Here is a 15539-nt window from a genome sequence, read left to right as displayed (position 1 = left end):
AGAGTTCGCGGGGCGGCTGCCGCGCGGGTAGTCCTTGACCATGACCTCATCCTCATCCGAAGTGCTGCTTCCCGGCACCCGGCGTGCCCTGCTCCACCGCATTGCCATCGCCCAGTCCGAAGGCCGGACGCCCTCCCTCGTCGCCGCGGTCCAGCGCGAGGGACAGATCGCCTGGAGCGGCTCCCGCAGCTGCGTGGACGGACACGCTCCCGACGGCGACACGCAGTTCAGAATCGGCTCGATCACCAAGACGTTCACCGCCGTACTGGTGCTCCGCCTCCGTGACGAAGGACTCCTCGACCTGGACGACCCGCTGGAGAAGCACCTGCCGGGTACGGGCGTCGGGCATGTGACCATCCTTCAGCTGCTGGGACACAGTGCCGGACTGGGGGCGGAGACTCCCGCACCGTGGTGGGAGAGGACGCCGGGCAGCACGCGGCCGGAGCTGGCCGATGTTCTCGGTGAGCAGCCGTCGACGCATCCGGCGGGCCACAGGCATCACTACTCCAACCCTGGCTACACGCTCCTCGGCTCCCTCGTCGAGAGGCTTCGCGACGACGCCTGGGCGGAGGTGCTGCGCCACGAGATCCTCGAACCGCTGGGGATGGACCGTACGACTCCCTCGGCGCGGGCGCCGCATGCCGGCGGCTGGGCCGTCCACCCATGGGCCGATGTCATGCTGCCCGAACCGGCCGAGGACCTCGGTCTGATGGCGCCGGCAGGACAGCTCTGGTCGACCACCTCCGACCTCCTGCGTTTCGCCTCCTTCCTCGCGCGTGGGGACGACCGCGTGCTCCGTGCCTCGTCGGTCGAGGAGATGCGCACGCCTGCGGCGCCGCCCGAGGCGGGTGACTGGGCCGGGAACTACGGCCTGGGCCTCCAGGCGGTGCGGCGGGATGGCCGGACCCTGCTCGGCCACTCGGGGTCGCTCCCCGGCTTCCTGGCCGCGCTGTGGTTCAGCGTCGAGGACGACGTGGCCGCCGTGGTGCTCTCCAACGCCACCTCCGGTCCGCTCACCGGTGCTGTCGCCGGGGACCTGGTGCGGATCGTCGCCGACGCGGAGCCGAGGATCCCGGAGCCCTGGCGCCCGTTGCCCGAGTTCGACCAGGAACTCCTTGAGCTCACCGGGCCCTGGTACTGGGGAACCCATGTCCACACGCTGAAGCTGGTCGCGGACCGGGGACTGGAGCTTCAGCCGTTGGGCGGGGCAGGTCGCGGCGCCCGCTTCCGCGCGCGTCCGGACGGTACCTGGACCGGGCTCAACGGCTACTACGCGGGGGAGACGCTCCGTGTCGTCCGCGCGGCCGACGGCACCGTGGATCACCTCGACCTGGGGTCGTTCGCCTTCACGCGGGAGCCGTACGACCCGGGCACCGCGGTTCCCGGTGGCGTGGACGAGGGCGGGTGGCGGGGACTCGCCACCTGAGTCGCATGCAGACACGGGCGTCACGTCGTTGTTTCACGTGAAACGACGCCCTGACGGCGGACCGTTCAGGTGGTCAGCTCGCGCTCCAGCGGGGTGCGGAAGCGTGGAGTGATCCGGGCTTCGCCCACCCAGGCCGACAGCCGGGAGGCCTCCGCCTCGATGTGGCGGGTGGCGTCCCGGCCCACGTCGGACAGCAGCCGCCACACCAGCTCGCCATCCGCTCGTTGTGCCCAGCCGCCCACGACCGCACCGTTCCACCACACGGTCGGACCGATGTTGCCGGCGCGGTCGAAGAGCGCCGCACGATGACCGACCGGCAGGTGGAAGCCGCGGTCCGTCCATCCCATCGCGCTCGGGTCGAGACCGGGCAGCAGCGCCGCCCAGGGCTCCAGGGGAGGTTCGGGAGCCAGATCCCCCGGGGCGACCCAGCCGGTGGCGCCGCTGTCGAGCAGTACCTCCTCGGCACCGGCGGCGGTCAGCGCCTGACGTGTCTCCCGGACGCCCCAGCCCGTCCACCACTTGAGGTCGGCCTCGGTCGCCGGACCGTACGACCGGAGCCAGCGCAGGGCCATCTCCGTCCGTGCGCCGGCCGGCTCGGTCACGGGCCACGGGGTGGCGGCCGTCCACCGGAACTGGCTGGAGATCCAGGAACCGCGCGGCCTGTCCCGCCGGATGCGCCCGTCGGCGGCCAGCAGCCGGATGACCCGGGATGCGACGCCCTGGACCGTCTCCTGCTTCGTACCCGGGAAGACGGTGATCTTCGTACGCAGGGCAGGAACGGCAGCGGAGAGCTCGCCCCCCGTGGCGCGGCCCCGTTCGGCGAGGGCGGAGAGTGTCGCGCGCTCGGTCTCGGTGAGCCAGGGTTCGTCCAGCACGTTGCCGTCCTCCCTCAGGTGTTTGAGGAAGGTGCGGCGCTCCCTGGCCGCCACGGCCCGGGCGTTCGAGGCGTCCACGAAGGGGGCGACTTCCGTGGACACGGTGAACAGGGTGTTCCGCATGGAGAGCAGACGCACCAGTGAGACGTCCTCGTAGAGGGAACGATCCACCGTCGCGACACCCGGCTCGGACAGCCGGGCGCATACGGAGAGGTAGAGCGTGGCCGCGTCGGTGGCGTGCAGGGCGACCACCGCGTCGGCCACCGTCACGACGGAGGCGGCCCGCTCGGACGGGGCAAGAAGGTGTCGTCTGCCGAGCCTTGTCCGGCGCTGCTCGTCGTCGATGCGGTGCATGGGTTCCTCTCCTCGCTGTCGAGTGCCCCGGAGCACCCCAGGGCTGCATGGAGGGCCTGGGGGCCTTCCAGGTCTCAGAGCGTGAGCTTGAATCCCACATGGCTCGGGGTGAAGCCGAGCCGCTCGTAGAAGCGGTGGGCGTCCGTACGGGTGGCATCGGACGTCAACTGCACCAACTGGCAGTCCTGGCGGCGGGATTCGTCGACGGCCCACTGGATCAGCTGGGTGCCGAGACCGCCGCCGCGCTCATCGGCGTGGACGCGGACAGCTTCGATGATCGAGCGTGTCGCACCGCGCCGGGACAGCCCGGGAACGACCGTGAGCTGCAGGGTTCCCACGACGCGCTCCTCGCGCACGGCGACGACGAGGTGCTGGTTCCGGTCGTCGGCCAGGCGCCGGAACGCGGCCTCGTACGGGGAGAGATCCTCCGGTGACTCGCGCCGGGAGCCGAGCGGGTCATCGGCGAGCATGGCCACGACGGCCGGAATGTCGTTGAGGGCGGCGGGGCGTATCTCGAGATCGCTCATGATCGGCAGACTACGCAATCGGCCGGCCCCCGCGGGTACCCCGAGCGCTTCCTCAGGCGGGGACGTTGAGCGCTTCGACCGTGCGGACGAGCGGGGCCAGTTCCGGGTTCTTGGCCGCTTCGTCGAGGGCGGCGCGCAGGGCCGTGTCGTTGGTGGGCCTGGCCTCGTCCAGCAGCGCGAGACCGGCTTCCGTGACATCGGTGTAGATGCCCCGCCTGTCCGTGTCGCACAGGTACCGGGTGAGCAGTCCGCGGTCCTCGAGCCGGGTCACCAGGCGGGTGGTGGCGCTCTGGCTGAGGACCACGGCGTCCGCCACCTGCTTCATCTGGAGGTGGCCGCCCGTACCGCTGTGCTGGCGGCTCAGGACGTCGAGCAGCGAGTACTCACGCACGCTGAGGCCGTGGCGGGACTGCAGGGCCCGCTCGATGTCGGCCTCGATCTTCCCGTGGAGCAGGGAGAGGGCGCACCAGCTCTGGGAGAGGGCGGTCAGTGCGGGATCTGTGGCTGTCATCTGTCTTCTCTCCTCCGTACGGGAGCTGCTTGCGTCCAGGATAGGGCACATGCGCAATAGCCCGCGCTTGCATTTAGTCGGCGTCCGCAATTATTGTGGACGCTCGTAAGGCGCAGACGCAATCTTCTGGAAGGTGACACCCATGCCGCTCGCGCTCCTCGCCCTCGCCATCGGGGCATTCGGTATCGGAACGACCGAGTTCGTGATCATGGGGCTGCTCCCCGATGTCGCGTCGGACTTCCAGGTCTCGATCCCGACCGCAGGCTTTCTGGTCACCGGTTACGCCCTCGGGGTGGTCCTCGGCGCTCCGCTGATGACCGTGCTGGGCACGCGCGTCACCCGCAAGCACATGCTGATGCTCCTGATGGGGCTGTTCGTCGTGGGGAACGTGATCTCCGCGGTCGCCCCGGTCTTCGAAGTAATGCTCCTCGGACGCGTCGTCGCCTCGCTCGCGCACGGAGCCTTCTTCGGCATCGGATCGGTGGTCGCCGCCGATCTGGTCGCTCCGGAGAAGAAGGCGGGTGCCATCGCCATGATGTTCACCGGTCTCACCGTCGCCAACGTCGTCGGGGTCCCGCTCGGGACCTTCATCGGTCAGAGCGTCGGCTGGCGGGTCACGTTCTTCATCGTCGCCGGTCTCGGCGTCCTCGGCCTTCTCGGTGTGGCGAAGCTCGTCCCCGAGCAGCCCAGGGCGGAAGGGGTGCGGATCCGGCACGAGCTGGCCGCGTTCCGCAACGTGCAGGTGCTGCTCGCCATGGCGATGACCGTTCTGGGCTTCGGCGGTGTCTTCGCGGCGATCACCTACATCACTCCGATGATGACGGACACCGCCGGCTACGCGGCGTCCTCCGTCACCTGGCTGCTGGTCCTCTTCGGCCTCGGCATGGTCGGCGGCAACCTGCTCGGCGGAAAGTTCGCCGACCGCCATCTGATGCCGATGCTGTACGTGTCCCTCGGCGCTCTCGCCGTCGTCCTGGCCCTGTTCACCCTGACGGCGCACGACAAGATCGCCGCCGCCGTCACCATCGTCCTCATCGGAGGCCTGGGCTTCGCGACCGTACCGCCGCTCCAGAAGCGCGTCCTCGACCAGGCGGCGGGCGCGCCCACGCTGGCCTCGGCCGTCAACATCGGAGCCTTCAACCTCGGGAACGCGCTGGCGGCCTGGCTCGGCGGCATGGTCATCGCAGCGGGCTTCGGCTACACGGCGCCCAACTGGGTCGGTGCCGTGCTCGCGGCATCGGCACTGCTCCTCGCCCTGCTCTCCGGTGCGCTGGAGCGCCGGACGGTCAGCCGCGACCGGCTGACCGCCGAGCCGGTCGCCGAACCTGCGGCCGCCGCCGTCGGCCGCCTCTGACCCTGGTACCCCCGTCCCACATCGCACGGCCGGCCGTGCGATGTGGGACGTACCCCGTCGCGAGCCAGCACACCGTGTTCTACCTCGTCGTATGAAGGCGTCGTGCCGCGCCACATGTCGTACCGCGCCCCATCAGGCCGTCGTACGCGACGACCTCCCGCCCACAGCGCGGGCCGGCCCACCCGTGCCGACCGGGACCCGCGGGGTGTCTGCCCCTGCGGGGCGGCCCCAGGGCGTCAGCACCGAGATCGCGGTGACGAAGAGATAGGTGGTGTTGGCCACCGAGGGGCGGTCGCCGGATCGATGTCCGCGGCGCCCCGTGCCGCTGCGTCATCGATGCCTGGCAGGCCCCCAGGGCGTGCCGGGTGCCGGCATCAAGAGAGCGGGGCCACCGGCACCACGAGCCAGTCGCCGATGACCTTCATGGCACGGGTGGCGGCCTGAGCCGGAGCGGGGTCGCCGGTGGGTAACGCCTGAGCCCGAAAGCCAGGAGCCCACAGAGAGGCCCAGCCGGCTGACCGACACGGCGACACGGGCGACGAGGATGCTGCGGCGCACGGAGCCCTCCAGTGGTTTCACGTGAAACACGGCGCCAAGCGCGGGACGGGCGGTCATCCGGCGGCTGGAGTGCCCGTGTGTACCGGCCTGGGCGGAGCAGGCACACGGAGCGGCGGTGCCCGGCTGTGCGGGATGGCCTCTCAGCCCAGGTCAGGCGCGTGCATCGCCCGTACTCCCTCGATGTTGCCGTCCAGATAGTGCCGCAAGGACAGCGGCACCAGGTGCACGGCCGCGATGCCGATCCGGCTGAACGGCACGCGCACGATCTCGTACTCCCCGCAGGGTTCGTCGATCTCCGGGCCGTGCCGCCGTGACGGGTCCATCGATTCGAGCCGGCAGACGAAGAAGTGCTGCACCTTCACGCCCTTCACCCCGCCGCCCGCGATGTGTTCCACGGTGTCGACGAAACAGGGCACGACATCGATGATCTTGGCGCCGAGCTCCTCGTCGACCTCACGGTGCAGGGCGTCGACGACGGTGGCGTCCTCCGGCTCCACCCCGCCGCCCGGTGTGATCCAGTACGGATCGACCCCGGGTTTGGTGCGCTTGATCAGGATGAGGTCATCGCCGTCGAGCAGGACGGCGCGTGCGGTGCGCTTGACCACAGGACGTTCGGTCATGGCAAGAGAGTGGCCCGGGAAAGCCGGTCCGAAACTCCTACAGGCCGACCGGTCACCAGTCGACGGCAGCACGCACCAGCCATTCGTGCGCCCGCGCAATGTGCGGGAGGGCCATGGTGCCGGTCCTCACGACCAGGAAATACGTCCGCAGCGGTGGTACCGGAGGATCGAGCAGTGCCACGACTTCGCCCCGTTCCAGTGCGTGCTCGCAGAGATAGCGCGGCAGCACGGCGAGACCCGCTCCTGCCGCCGCGCACTCCAGGACCGCACGGAGATCGGGTGCGATCACGGTGGCGGACGCGGCGGGACTGCTGTCGAACACGGCGGTCCAATAGCGGGAGACCAGGGGGAGGCTTTCGTGCACCTCGACGACGGGCAGTTGCTCCAGCACCACCGAGCCCTTGTGGCGCAGCGTTCCTGGGCTCAGGCGTCCGGCCCAGCGGGGCGCGGCGACCAGCACGTGTTCCTCGTCGCAGAGGGGGGTCGATGTGAGCAGTCCGCCCCGTGGACGTGCCGTGGTGATGGCCAGATCGTGGTGCCCGGCGGCCAGCCCTTCCAGCGCGTCCTCCGCATTCGCGAGGAACACGCTGCGCAGTGCCAGCCCCTGGGCGATCAGCGGGGTGAGCGCGGGCAGCGCGCGTACGGCGGTGAACTCCGGGGGACCGGCCAGATGCAGGGTCCGGACGCCCGAGTCCTCGCCGAGCCCGACCTCGGCGATCTCGACCAGAGCGTCCAGGTGGGGCGCGGCCCGGTGCGCGAGCTCGTCGCCCACCATGGTCGGGGTCACGCCCCGGGCCCTGCGCAGGAAGAGCGGTCGGCCCAGCTGTCGTTCCAGCGTGCGTATCTGCGAGGTGACGGCGGGCTGGGACAGCCCGAGGAGAGCGGCGGCCCGGGTGAATGATCCGGCCCGGTGCACCGTGACGAAGGTGCGTAACAGCGCCAGGTCCATGGTTCGCCCCTCCCGTTCGCGCGACGCTTCGGAACCGCACAACTATAAATATGTCGATAGGTGGCTGTCGCTACTGTGATTGGACACTGACGCTGAGTCAACTAGCCTTGTCCAAGCGGTTCTCCCCGCAAGGAACCGGGGTGGGCCGAGTCATGAGGGGGGAGACTCGGACCACCCGTCCCGAGCAGGACCGGCCCGGTCGACGGGGACGCCCGTCCCGGACCGGTCCTGCCGGACCGCGGGGCGCCCGCCTCAGCGGACGGCCGCGTCCAGGGCGCGTTCCACGTCCGCCAGCAGGTCGGCCGGGTCCTCGGCGCCGACCGAGAAGCGGATGAAGCCCTCCGGCACGGCGTCCCCGCCCCAGCGGGCGCGGCGCTCGGCGGTGGACCGTACGCCGCCGAAGCTCGTCGCGTCGTCGACCAGCCGTAGTCCGGCCAGGAAGCGCTCGGCGGTCGCCTTGTCCGCCAGCACGAAGGAGACCACGGCGCCGAAGCGCCGCATCTGCCGCACCGCGGTCGGGTACGAGGCGTCGCCGGGCAGCCCCGGGTACCGCAGCCCCGCCACCTCCGTGCGCTTGGACAGGGCCTCGGCGAGCACCAGCGCGGTCGAGCACTGCCGGTCGACGCGCAGTTGCAGGGTGGACAGCGAACGGTGTGCGAGCCACGCCTCCATGGGCCCGGGAATCGCGCCGACGACCTTCCGCCAGCGCCGTACACCGGCGGTCAGTCGCGGATCCCGGCAGGTCACGTGGCCGAGCAGGATGTCTCCGTGGCCGGTCATGCCCTTGGTGTCACTGGCCACCGAGAAGTCCGCGCCCAGCTCCAGCGGACGCTGACCGAGAGGTGTGGCCAGCGTGTTGTCGACGGCGACCAGGGCGCCCGCCGCGTGCGCCGCCTCCACGAGCCGGCGCACGTCACAGACGTCGAGCCCCGGGTTGGATGGCGTTTCGATCCACAGGAGCTTCGCTCCGTCGAGTGCCTCCAGCTGGGCGTCGCCCCCGGTGGGGGCGGTCCGCACCTCGACGCCGTACGCCTCCAGCTGTTCCCGCACCAGGGGGAGTGCCTGGTAACCGTCGTCGGGCAGCACCACGATGTCGCCGGTGCGGGCCACGGACAACAGCACCGCGGAGACGGCAGCCATCCCGGAGGCGAAGACCGTGGTCTCGACCTCCTCCCCCGGGGCCTCCAGTTCGCCGATGGCCCGTTCCAGGTGGGTCCACGTCGGGTTCGTCTCCCGGCCGTAGGTGTAGGGGCCGACGGGCTCGCCGGACAGGTGGAAGTGCGCGGCGAAGACGGGGCCCGGCAGGGTGGGTCCGTACTGCTCCGGTTCGGGCAGTCCCGCGCGTACCGCCCGTGTTCCGTCGCCCATGGTGCTCATGCCGTGTCCTCGCTTCTTTCTCTCCGGCTCTCACCGGTCCGGATCGCACTGTGTCAGTAAGGGGTGGGTCAGTCCTCGTCGGGGAGCACGACGTTCAGCGCCCAGGAGACGACGGAGATGATCAGGCCGCCGAGGACCGCGGTCCAGAAGCCTTCGACGTGGAAGCTCAGGTCGAAGAGGCCGGCCAGCCATGAGGTCAGCATCAGCATCAGGGCGTTGACCACCAAGGTGATCAGGCCGAGCGTCAGGATGAAAAGGGGGAGCGTGAGGAGCTGGACCACGGGCTTGACGAGGAAATTCACCAGGCCGAACAGCAGCGCCACCACGAGCAGGGTGAGCACCTTGCGGCCCGTGTCGCCGCCGGACAGCGTGATGTCGGCGAGCAGCCAGATGGCCACGGCCAGCGCACCCGCGTTGGCGATCGTCTTGACTACGAAATTCTTCATGTGTCTGATCGTGGCAGACGTGATCGGTGGCGGACACCGGCAGCACACACGAGCAACAGGCACGAGGAGCGGACCGACGATGAAGGCATTCCGACTGGACGAGCTGGAGGCGGAACGCGCCGCCAACGACGGCGCCTATCTGCAGTTCGTGCGGGAACGCAACATGTCCGTCGGTTTGTACGCGCTGGACGCCGGTGAGCTCGACCCCCAGCAGCCGCACAACCAGGACGAGGTCTACTTCGTCGTCAGCGGCCGTGCCGCGATCACGGTCGGGTCGGAGACCACGCAGGTGGGCAGGGGGAGCGTCGTGTACGTACCCGCCGGTGCCGCCCACAAGTTCCACCACATCACCGAGGACCTCCGGGTGATGGTGGTCTTCTCCCCGCCGGAGGGCTGAGCCGCGGTGCCGGCGTTCCCTAGGGGATCGATCAGGGGACTTCAAGGGCTACCGGCCCTCCGCCGGCCCGCCCGACGCCTCTAGCATCGAGGCAGGAACTCACAGAGACGAGGTAAGGCGATGGCCGTGCGGGAGATTTTCGCGGGGATGCCCTGGTGGGTGAAGTGGGTCGCGGTGCCCCTCATCGTGATCGTCGTGTTCGGCGGTCTGATCGCCAGCGTGGTCGGGTTCGTCATCGGTCTGCTGTTCAAGCTGCTGGTCCTCGTCGTACTGGTCGGTGGTCTGGTCTTCCTCGTACGGAAGTTCATGGCGTCGTCCTCCCGCAGCGACTGGTAGCAACGGCGGGCGGACGCCGGATCGCGCTCGGTCCGACGGGAGGGTGGCTGGGCCGGCGATACGGCGATTAGCCCAGCTGAGCTAAGTCCAGGTCGAAACCCCCTTCGTGACGGAACGTGCCGATACAGTGGCGTACCGCTGCCGCCGGCTGGGAAGTGACCGTCCGTCACCATTCTGCTCAGTGGTTTGTGCGACCGTCCGGTCCTTGGACCTCAGGCTCGCGGCGGGCCCGCGGGGGCGGCCCCCGCGGGAGGGCTGAACGCCCGTCACCATGCCTGGGGGTGACCTGTGACCACGGCATCGAGTTCCGCTGCCCCGACCTTGATCGGTTCGGTTCAACGGGCGTTGAGGCTGCTGGAGGCTGTGGGTGCCCATCGGGACGGGGCGCCCGCGAAACAGCTCGCGCGGGAAGCCGGGCTCCCCCTTCCCACGGCCTACCACCTGCTGCGCACCCTGACCCATGAGGGCTATCTCCGCAGGGAGAACGGCGTCTTCCTGTTCGGCGCCGCAGCCGAACGACTGGCCGGCGGCAGGCCGCCGATCGCCCGCCCCGGTGTGATCGTCGACTCGCTCGCACACTGGGCGAAGGCCATCGGTACGCCTGTGTACTGCGCCCTCTTCAGGGAGGGGGAGATCGAGATCATCGCGGTGGCCGATACACCCGCCGCTCCCGCCGTGGACGAGTGGGCCTCCTTCAGCGAGACGGGTTATGCCCACGCCCTCGGGCAGTGCCTGTTGGCCCAGCTCGACGAGAAGGCGCGCGAGGACTATCTGGACCGGCACCCGGTCCAGCAGCTGACGCGTTACTCCGTACGGGACCGCGACATGTTCCTCGACCGGCTCCGATCGATGAAACGTACGGAACCTGTCATCGAGCGACAGGAATACGTGCTGGGAACGGTCTGCGCGGCCATTCCGATCACTGTGGGTCCCGCTGTGGCGGCGATGGCTGTTTCCCTACCCCTGGACCAAGAGGAACGGTTGCTCGCTGCAGTCGAACAACTACGCTGCGAAGTGACCACTCTCTTGCGCTCGTTCGTGTTCTCTATCAGTATCTGAAAAATCACTCCTTGTGATCTGCTATCGCGTGCACCACGATGGCGTCAATAGGGCCATGGGGGATCATTCCTGGCCAGATTCATCTACTGCGGGGTTGAACGATGCGCGAGTCGGTTCAAGCAGAGGTCATGATGAGCTTCCTCGTCTCCGAGGAGCTCTCGTTCCGTATTCCGGTGGAGCTCCGGTACGAGGTGAGCGATCCGTACGCGATCCGGATGACCTTCCACCTGCCGGGTGACGCCCCCGTCACCTGGGCATTCGGCCGTGAGCTGCTGCTCGACGGTCTCAACAGCCCGAGCGGTGACGGCGATGTGCACATCGGTCCGACCGAGCCCGAAGGGCTTTCGGACGTGCACATCCGCCTCCAGGTCGGCACGGACCGTGCGCTCTTCCGCGCAGGCACGGCCCCCCTTGTGGCATTTCTCGACCGGACGGACAAGCTGGTGCCATTGGGACAGGAGCACACGCTGGGTGACTTCGACGGCAACCTCGAAGAGGCCCTCGGCCGCATCCTCGCCAAGGAGCAGAACGCCGGCTGACGAATGGGGATCCATGGCCGAGGACATGGGATCCCCGGCCGGGCGAGCCCTTGATCCGGGCGGTGGACCACTGCGAACGGCGATCCGGGGCGTGTCCGGCGTCCGCTCTCATGCCTTACGGCGTCGGCCCCTCCCGGTCCGCACGGGTGCAGGAGCTTCGGCTTCCGCGCCGAGCCCCGTGCGGTCCGCGGAGACCACCAGGGCCGCGAGCGCCGTCGTCACCGGCACCGAGGCGACCAGCCCGATCGATCCGACCAGGGTCCGGACGATCTCCATCGCGACCAGCTCGCTGTTGGCCACTGCCCCGACACTGCTCTGGGCGATCGAGAAGAGCAGCAGCAGGGGCAGCGCCGCGCCCGCGTAGGCGAGGACGAGCGTGTTGACGACCGAGGCGATGTGGTCGCGGCCGATTCTGATGCCCGCCCGGTAGAGGCCGCGTACGCCCATCGCCGGGTCCGCCTGGTGCAGCTCCCAGACCGCCGACGTCTGGGTGACGGTCACGTCGTCGAGCACACCGAGTGAGCCGATGATGATGCCTGCCAGCAGCAGGCCGCTCATGTCGATCTCCGGATACAGGCCGTGGATCAGACCGGTGTTGTCGTCGGTGTTGCCGCTGAGGCTCGCCCAGCCGATGAAGAGTGAACCCAGCAACCCGATCAGCAGCAGGGAGATGAGCGTCCCGATGACGGCGACGGACGTCCGGGCCGTCAGCCCGTGGCAGGTGTAGAGCGCGATCAGCATGATGGCGCTGGCCCCGATCACCGCGACCACCAGCGGGTTCGAGCCCTGCAGGATCGCCGGCAGGATGAACAGGGTCAGCACGGCGAACGACACCGCCAGCGCGATCAGCGCCATCAGCCCGCGCATCCTGCCCACCGCGATCACCGCCAGGGCGAAGATGCCCGCCAGCAGGGCCATCGGGAACGAGCGGTCCACATCCGTCACCGAGTACTGCAGGTCGCGGGGCGCGTCAGGTGCGTACGCCACGACCACGCCCTGCCCCTCCCGCAGTTGCCTGGGGGCGTCGGGCTGGATGACCTCGACGAACGTACGGCCCTTCTCGTCACCGGTCGTCACCTCGACCGTGGCCTTCTTGCACTCCCCCGACTGCTCGTTGACGGCCTCACGCCCCGAGGGCGTCGAGGTGTCTCCGGTCGGTGGCACCTGCGCGGCGTTCACGGCCGCGCAGTCGACGTCGACGACCTTCACCACCTTGCCGTCCTGGGTCTGCCGGTCGAAGCCGACGCCGGTGCGCTCGTGGTCGGGGGCGCCGCCGGGCCAGAACGCCACGAGGCCGACGAGAACCGCGGTGGCGAACGGGATCAGCACGGCTGCGATGACCTTGCGAAGGTGCTTGGACACGGGTGCGGCAGGGCCGTGGCTGTGTGAGTGGCCGTGCGCATGACTCTCGGTGCTGCCGGATGCGGGGCCGTGGGGTTCGGGGGCGCTTCGGGGGGACGTCACCCGCCGATCATCCCAAGAACGGGGGAGGCCCTCTGGCCAGCACGCCAGAAGGGACGCTAGCGTGGGGGCACCTTTGCACACGCGGGAGCTCGGAGCACCGGGCTGAGAGGGCGCTGACCTCCGTACATCCGTACGGGACACGCTGCGCCGACCGACGAACCTGTTACCGGGTAATGCCGGCGTAGGGAGTAGGTCTCATGACCACAGCGGACGCACGCACGCCTGCCTCGCAGCAGAATGCGCAGAACGACCGGAATGCGGCGGACGGCGAGGCCGGGAAGTCCATCGGCTGGCACAAGGGATACGTCCAGGGCTCGCGCCCGGACCTCCGGGTGCCGGTCCGTCAGGTGCACCTCACCAACGGCGAGGACGTGACGCTGTACGACACGTCGGGGCCGTACACCGATCCCACCACCGAGACCGATGTCCGGCGCGGTCTCGCCCCACTCAGGGAGAACTGGATCATCGGGCGCGGGGACACCGAGGAGTACGCCGGCCGGCCCGCGCGCCCTGAGGACGACGGGCTCAAGCACACCTCGCCGCGAGGCGGCCTGCGCAACCTCGACGCGGTCTTCCCCGGCCGTCCCCGGCAGCCCCGCCGCAGCCGCGACGGGCAGCCGGTCACCCAGCTCGCGTACGCCCGTCGGGGTGAGATCACCCCGGAGATGGAGTACGTGGCGATCCGGGAGAACGTCGAACCGGAGGTCGTGCGTGAGGAGATCGCGGCGGGCAGGGCGGTCCTGCCGGCCAATGTGAACCACCCGGAGATCGAGCCGATGATCATCGGTAAGCGGTTCCTTGTGAAGGTCAACGCGAACATCGGCAACTCCGCGGTCACCTCCTCCATCGAGGAGGAGGTGGACAAGATGACGTGGGCCACCAAGTGGGGCGCCGACACGGTCATGGACCTGTCCACCGGCCGCAACATCCACACCACGCGTGAGTGGGTCCTGCGCAACTCCCCCGTGCCCATCGGCACCGTCCCCCTCTACCAGGCCCTCGAGAAGGTCGACGGCCGGGCGGAGGAGCTGACCTGGGAGATCTACAAGGACACCGTCATCGAGCAGGCCGAGCAGGGCGTCGACTACATGACGGTGCACGCCGGTGTCCGTCTCCCGTACGTCCCGCTGACCGCCCGTCGCAAGACCGGCATCGTCTCCCGCGGCGGCTCGATCATGGCGGCGTGGTGCCTCGCGCATCACAAGGAATCGTTCCTCTACGAGCACTTCGAGGAGCTGTGCGAGATTCTCGCGGCCTACGACGTGACGTACTCGCTCGGGGACGGGCTGCGCCCCGGTTCCATCGCCGACGCCAACGACGAGGCGCAGTTCGCCGAACTGCGGACGCTCGGCGAGCTCAACACCGTGGCCAAGCGGTTCGGTGTCCAGACGATGATCGAGGGCCCCGGGCACGTCCCGATGCACAAGATCAAGGAGAACATCGACCTCCAGCAGGAGATCTGCGAGGAGGCGCCGTTCTACACGCTCGGCCCGCTGACCACCGATGTCGCGCCCGCGTACGACCACATCACCTCGGGCATCGGGGCGGCCATGATCGCCTGGTGGGGCACGGCGATGCTCTGCTACGTCACGCCCAAGGAGCACCTGGGGCTGCCCAACCGGGACGACGTGAAGACGGGTGTCATCACCTACAAGATCGCCGCGCACGCGGCGGACCTGGCCAAGGGGCATCCCGGGGCGCAGGAGTGGGACGACGCCTTGTCGGACGCACGGTTCGAGTTCCGTTGGGAGGACCAGTTCAACCTGGCGCTCGACCCGGACACGGCACGGGAGTTCCATGACGAGACGCTGCCGGCCGAGCCGGCGAAGACCGCGCACTTCTGCTCGATGTGCGGCCCCAAGTTCTGCTCGATGAAGATCTCCCACGACATCCGGCGGGAGCACGGGGGCGAACAGGCCGACATCGAGGCCGGGATGGCGGAGAAGTCCAAGGAGTTCGCGGCGGCCGGAAACAGGGTCTACCTGCCGATCGCGGACTGAGTCCGGCGCGCTTGCCGGGCGTCCGGCGGGCGGGGTGCGCGCGGGTGTGTTCGACGGCGCTGTCCTGGGCAACATGCCCCCGGGGGCAGCGCCGTTGGGCTGTTCATCAGGTTGTACGCATACATCCTGGATCGCATGAACAATGGCCTATTTAAGGCGTTAAGACCTCTCCTGCCTTGGTTTCAGGCGGTGTTCGGAGACGGTAAGGACACGGAAGCGTGGCAGGTAGATGTACGTTTCGCCGGGTGTCTTCCTGCGCTTGACCGGTTCCTTATCTGTGCCTTACCTTCCGCTGTGCTTGGCCGAAAGAATGTGCGTCCCGAACACGGGGCGCCAGGGGAGGGAATCACAGTGAACTGGTACCTGGGCGTACTCAAGAACTACGCGGGCTTCAGCGGGCGTGCGCGCCGCAAGGAGTACTGGATGTTCGTGCTCTTCAACGCGATCGTGGCCGTGGTCCTGGCCGGGCTCGGCGTCGCCATCGAGAGCCAGATCCCGTACGGCATCTACATCCTCGCCACCCTGGTCCCCTCGCTCGCCGTCATCGTGCGCCGCCTGCACGACACGGGCCGCTCCGGCTGGTGGTTCCTGATCGCCTTCGTGCCGCTCGTCGGCGGCATCGTCCTTCTCGTCTTCACGTGCATCGAGGGTGCGCGTGAGGCGAACGAGTACGGCGCCAACCCCAAGCTGGCTCCGCAGGGAGTCTGACGGGACGCTCCGACGGGGTCGGAGCACAGCACGCCGACG

The 15539-nt window shown here is 69.2% G+C and carries 16 protein-coding genes and 1 riboswitch; of the genes, 8 read left to right on the top strand and 8 right to left on the bottom strand.

The window, feature by feature from the left end:
* The first annotated feature begins 40 nt into the window (after positions 1 to 40).
* A complete protein-coding gene (locus ACFWVP_RS13210) occupies positions 41 to 1426 on the top strand; it encodes a serine hydrolase domain-containing protein (RefSeq protein WP_384496174.1) in 1386 nt (461 codons plus the stop codon).
* A gap of 65 nt (positions 1427 to 1491) precedes the next feature.
* On the opposite strand, the gene ACFWVP_RS13205 is transcribed toward ACFWVP_RS13210, so the two are convergent.
* From ACFWVP_RS13205 to ACFWVP_RS13195, 3 genes are all read right to left on the bottom strand, one after another.
* Positions 1492 to 2655, bottom strand: coding sequence for a winged helix DNA-binding domain-containing protein (locus ACFWVP_RS13205; protein WP_384496172.1), 1164 nt, complete (start codon positions 2653 to 2655; stop codon positions 1492 to 1494).
* A gap of 74 nt (positions 2656 to 2729) precedes the next feature.
* A complete protein-coding gene (locus tag ACFWVP_RS13200; protein WP_384496170.1) occupies positions 2730 to 3182 on the bottom strand; it encodes a GNAT family N-acetyltransferase in 453 nt (150 codons plus the stop codon).
* A 52-nt stretch (positions 3183 to 3234) separates the two neighbouring features.
* Entirely contained in the window at positions 3235 to 3693 is a 459-nt protein-coding gene (locus tag ACFWVP_RS13195; protein ID WP_384496168.1) for a MarR family winged helix-turn-helix transcriptional regulator, read from the bottom strand.
* Between the two features lie 142 nt (positions 3694 to 3835).
* On the opposite strand from ACFWVP_RS13195, the gene ACFWVP_RS13190 reads away from it, so the two are divergent.
* Positions 3836 to 5047, top strand: coding sequence for an MFS transporter (locus ACFWVP_RS13190; protein WP_384496166.1), 1212 nt, complete (start codon positions 3836 to 3838; stop codon positions 5045 to 5047).
* Positions 5048 to 5745: 698 nt separating this feature from the next.
* Here ACFWVP_RS13190 and ACFWVP_RS13185 read toward each other — a convergent pair.
* The 4 genes from ACFWVP_RS13185 to ACFWVP_RS13170 form a co-directional block, all read right to left on the bottom strand.
* Positions 5746 to 6225 (bottom strand): NUDIX domain-containing protein, encoded by a 480-nt coding sequence (locus tag ACFWVP_RS13185; protein WP_384496165.1) that lies wholly within the window; start codon positions 6223 to 6225, stop codon positions 5746 to 5748.
* A gap of 52 nt (positions 6226 to 6277) precedes the next feature.
* Positions 6278 to 7174 carry a LysR family transcriptional regulator gene (locus ACFWVP_RS13180; RefSeq protein WP_384496164.1) on the bottom strand — a complete coding sequence of 299 codons (897 nt, stop codon included), beginning with the start codon at positions 7172 to 7174 and terminating at the stop codon, positions 6278 to 6280.
* Positions 7175 to 7426: 252 nt separating this feature from the next.
* Entirely contained in the window at positions 7427 to 8551 is a 1125-nt protein-coding gene (locus tag ACFWVP_RS13175; protein WP_384496162.1) for a cystathionine gamma-lyase, read from the bottom strand.
* A gap of 68 nt (positions 8552 to 8619) precedes the next feature.
* Positions 8620 to 8997, bottom strand: coding sequence for a phage holin family protein (locus ACFWVP_RS13170; RefSeq protein ID WP_384496160.1), 378 nt, complete (start codon positions 8995 to 8997; stop codon positions 8620 to 8622).
* A gap of 79 nt (positions 8998 to 9076) precedes the next feature.
* Here ACFWVP_RS13170 and ACFWVP_RS13165 point away from each other — a divergent pair, with 79 nt between their 5' ends.
* The 4 genes from ACFWVP_RS13165 to ACFWVP_RS13150 all read left to right on the top strand — a co-directional run bounded on the left by ACFWVP_RS13165 (position 9077) and on the right by ACFWVP_RS13150 (position 11328).
* Positions 9077 to 9394 (top strand): cupin domain-containing protein, encoded by a 318-nt coding sequence (locus ACFWVP_RS13165; RefSeq protein WP_384496159.1) that lies wholly within the window; start codon positions 9077 to 9079, stop codon positions 9392 to 9394.
* Positions 9395 to 9520: 126 nt separating this feature from the next.
* Entirely contained in the window at positions 9521 to 9730 is a 210-nt protein-coding gene (locus ACFWVP_RS13160; protein WP_384496158.1) for a DUF5326 family protein, read from the top strand.
* A 288-nt stretch (positions 9731 to 10018) separates the two neighbouring features.
* The gene (locus ACFWVP_RS13155; RefSeq protein ID WP_384496156.1) at positions 10019 to 10789 is read left to right on the top strand and encodes an IclR family transcriptional regulator; all 771 of its coding nucleotides are present in this window, start codon (positions 10019 to 10021) and stop codon (positions 10787 to 10789) included.
* A gap of 101 nt (positions 10790 to 10890) precedes the next feature.
* Positions 10891 to 11328, top strand: a complete 438-nt coding sequence (locus ACFWVP_RS13150) for an SsgA family sporulation/cell division regulator (RefSeq protein WP_361897895.1) — start codon at positions 10891 to 10893, stop codon at positions 11326 to 11328.
* A gap of 108 nt (positions 11329 to 11436) precedes the next feature.
* On the opposite strand, the gene ACFWVP_RS13145 is transcribed toward ACFWVP_RS13150, so the two are convergent.
* On the bottom strand, positions 11437 to 12792 hold the full coding sequence (locus tag ACFWVP_RS13145; protein ID WP_384496155.1) for a YibE/F family protein: 1356 nt from the start codon (positions 12790 to 12792) through the stop codon (positions 11437 to 11439).
* 71 nt (positions 12793 to 12863) lie between these two features.
* Positions 12864 to 12997, top strand: a riboswitch (TPP riboswitch).
* Here ACFWVP_RS13145 and thiC point away from each other — a divergent pair.
* Together thiC and ACFWVP_RS13135 are read left to right on the top strand one after the other, a co-directional pair.
* Positions 12990 to 14792 carry a phosphomethylpyrimidine synthase ThiC gene (thiC, locus tag ACFWVP_RS13140; RefSeq protein ID WP_384496153.1) on the top strand — a complete coding sequence of 601 codons (1803 nt, stop codon included), beginning with the start codon at positions 12990 to 12992 and terminating at the stop codon, positions 14790 to 14792. It overlaps the preceding riboswitch by 8 nt.
* A gap of 351 nt (positions 14793 to 15143) precedes the next feature.
* Positions 15144 to 15500, top strand: a complete 357-nt coding sequence (locus ACFWVP_RS13135; protein ID WP_384496151.1) for a DUF805 domain-containing protein — start codon at positions 15144 to 15146, stop codon at positions 15498 to 15500.
* Positions 15501 to 15539: the final 39 nt, after the last annotated feature.

It is taken from the genome of Streptomyces sp. NPDC058637, assembly GCF_042717325.1.
Classification (GTDB): Bacteria; Actinomycetota; Actinomycetes; order Streptomycetales; family Streptomycetaceae; genus Streptomyces.
The sequence above is the reverse complement of the archived record's forward strand: the minus strand, read 5'-3'. Positions and strand labels throughout refer to the sequence as shown.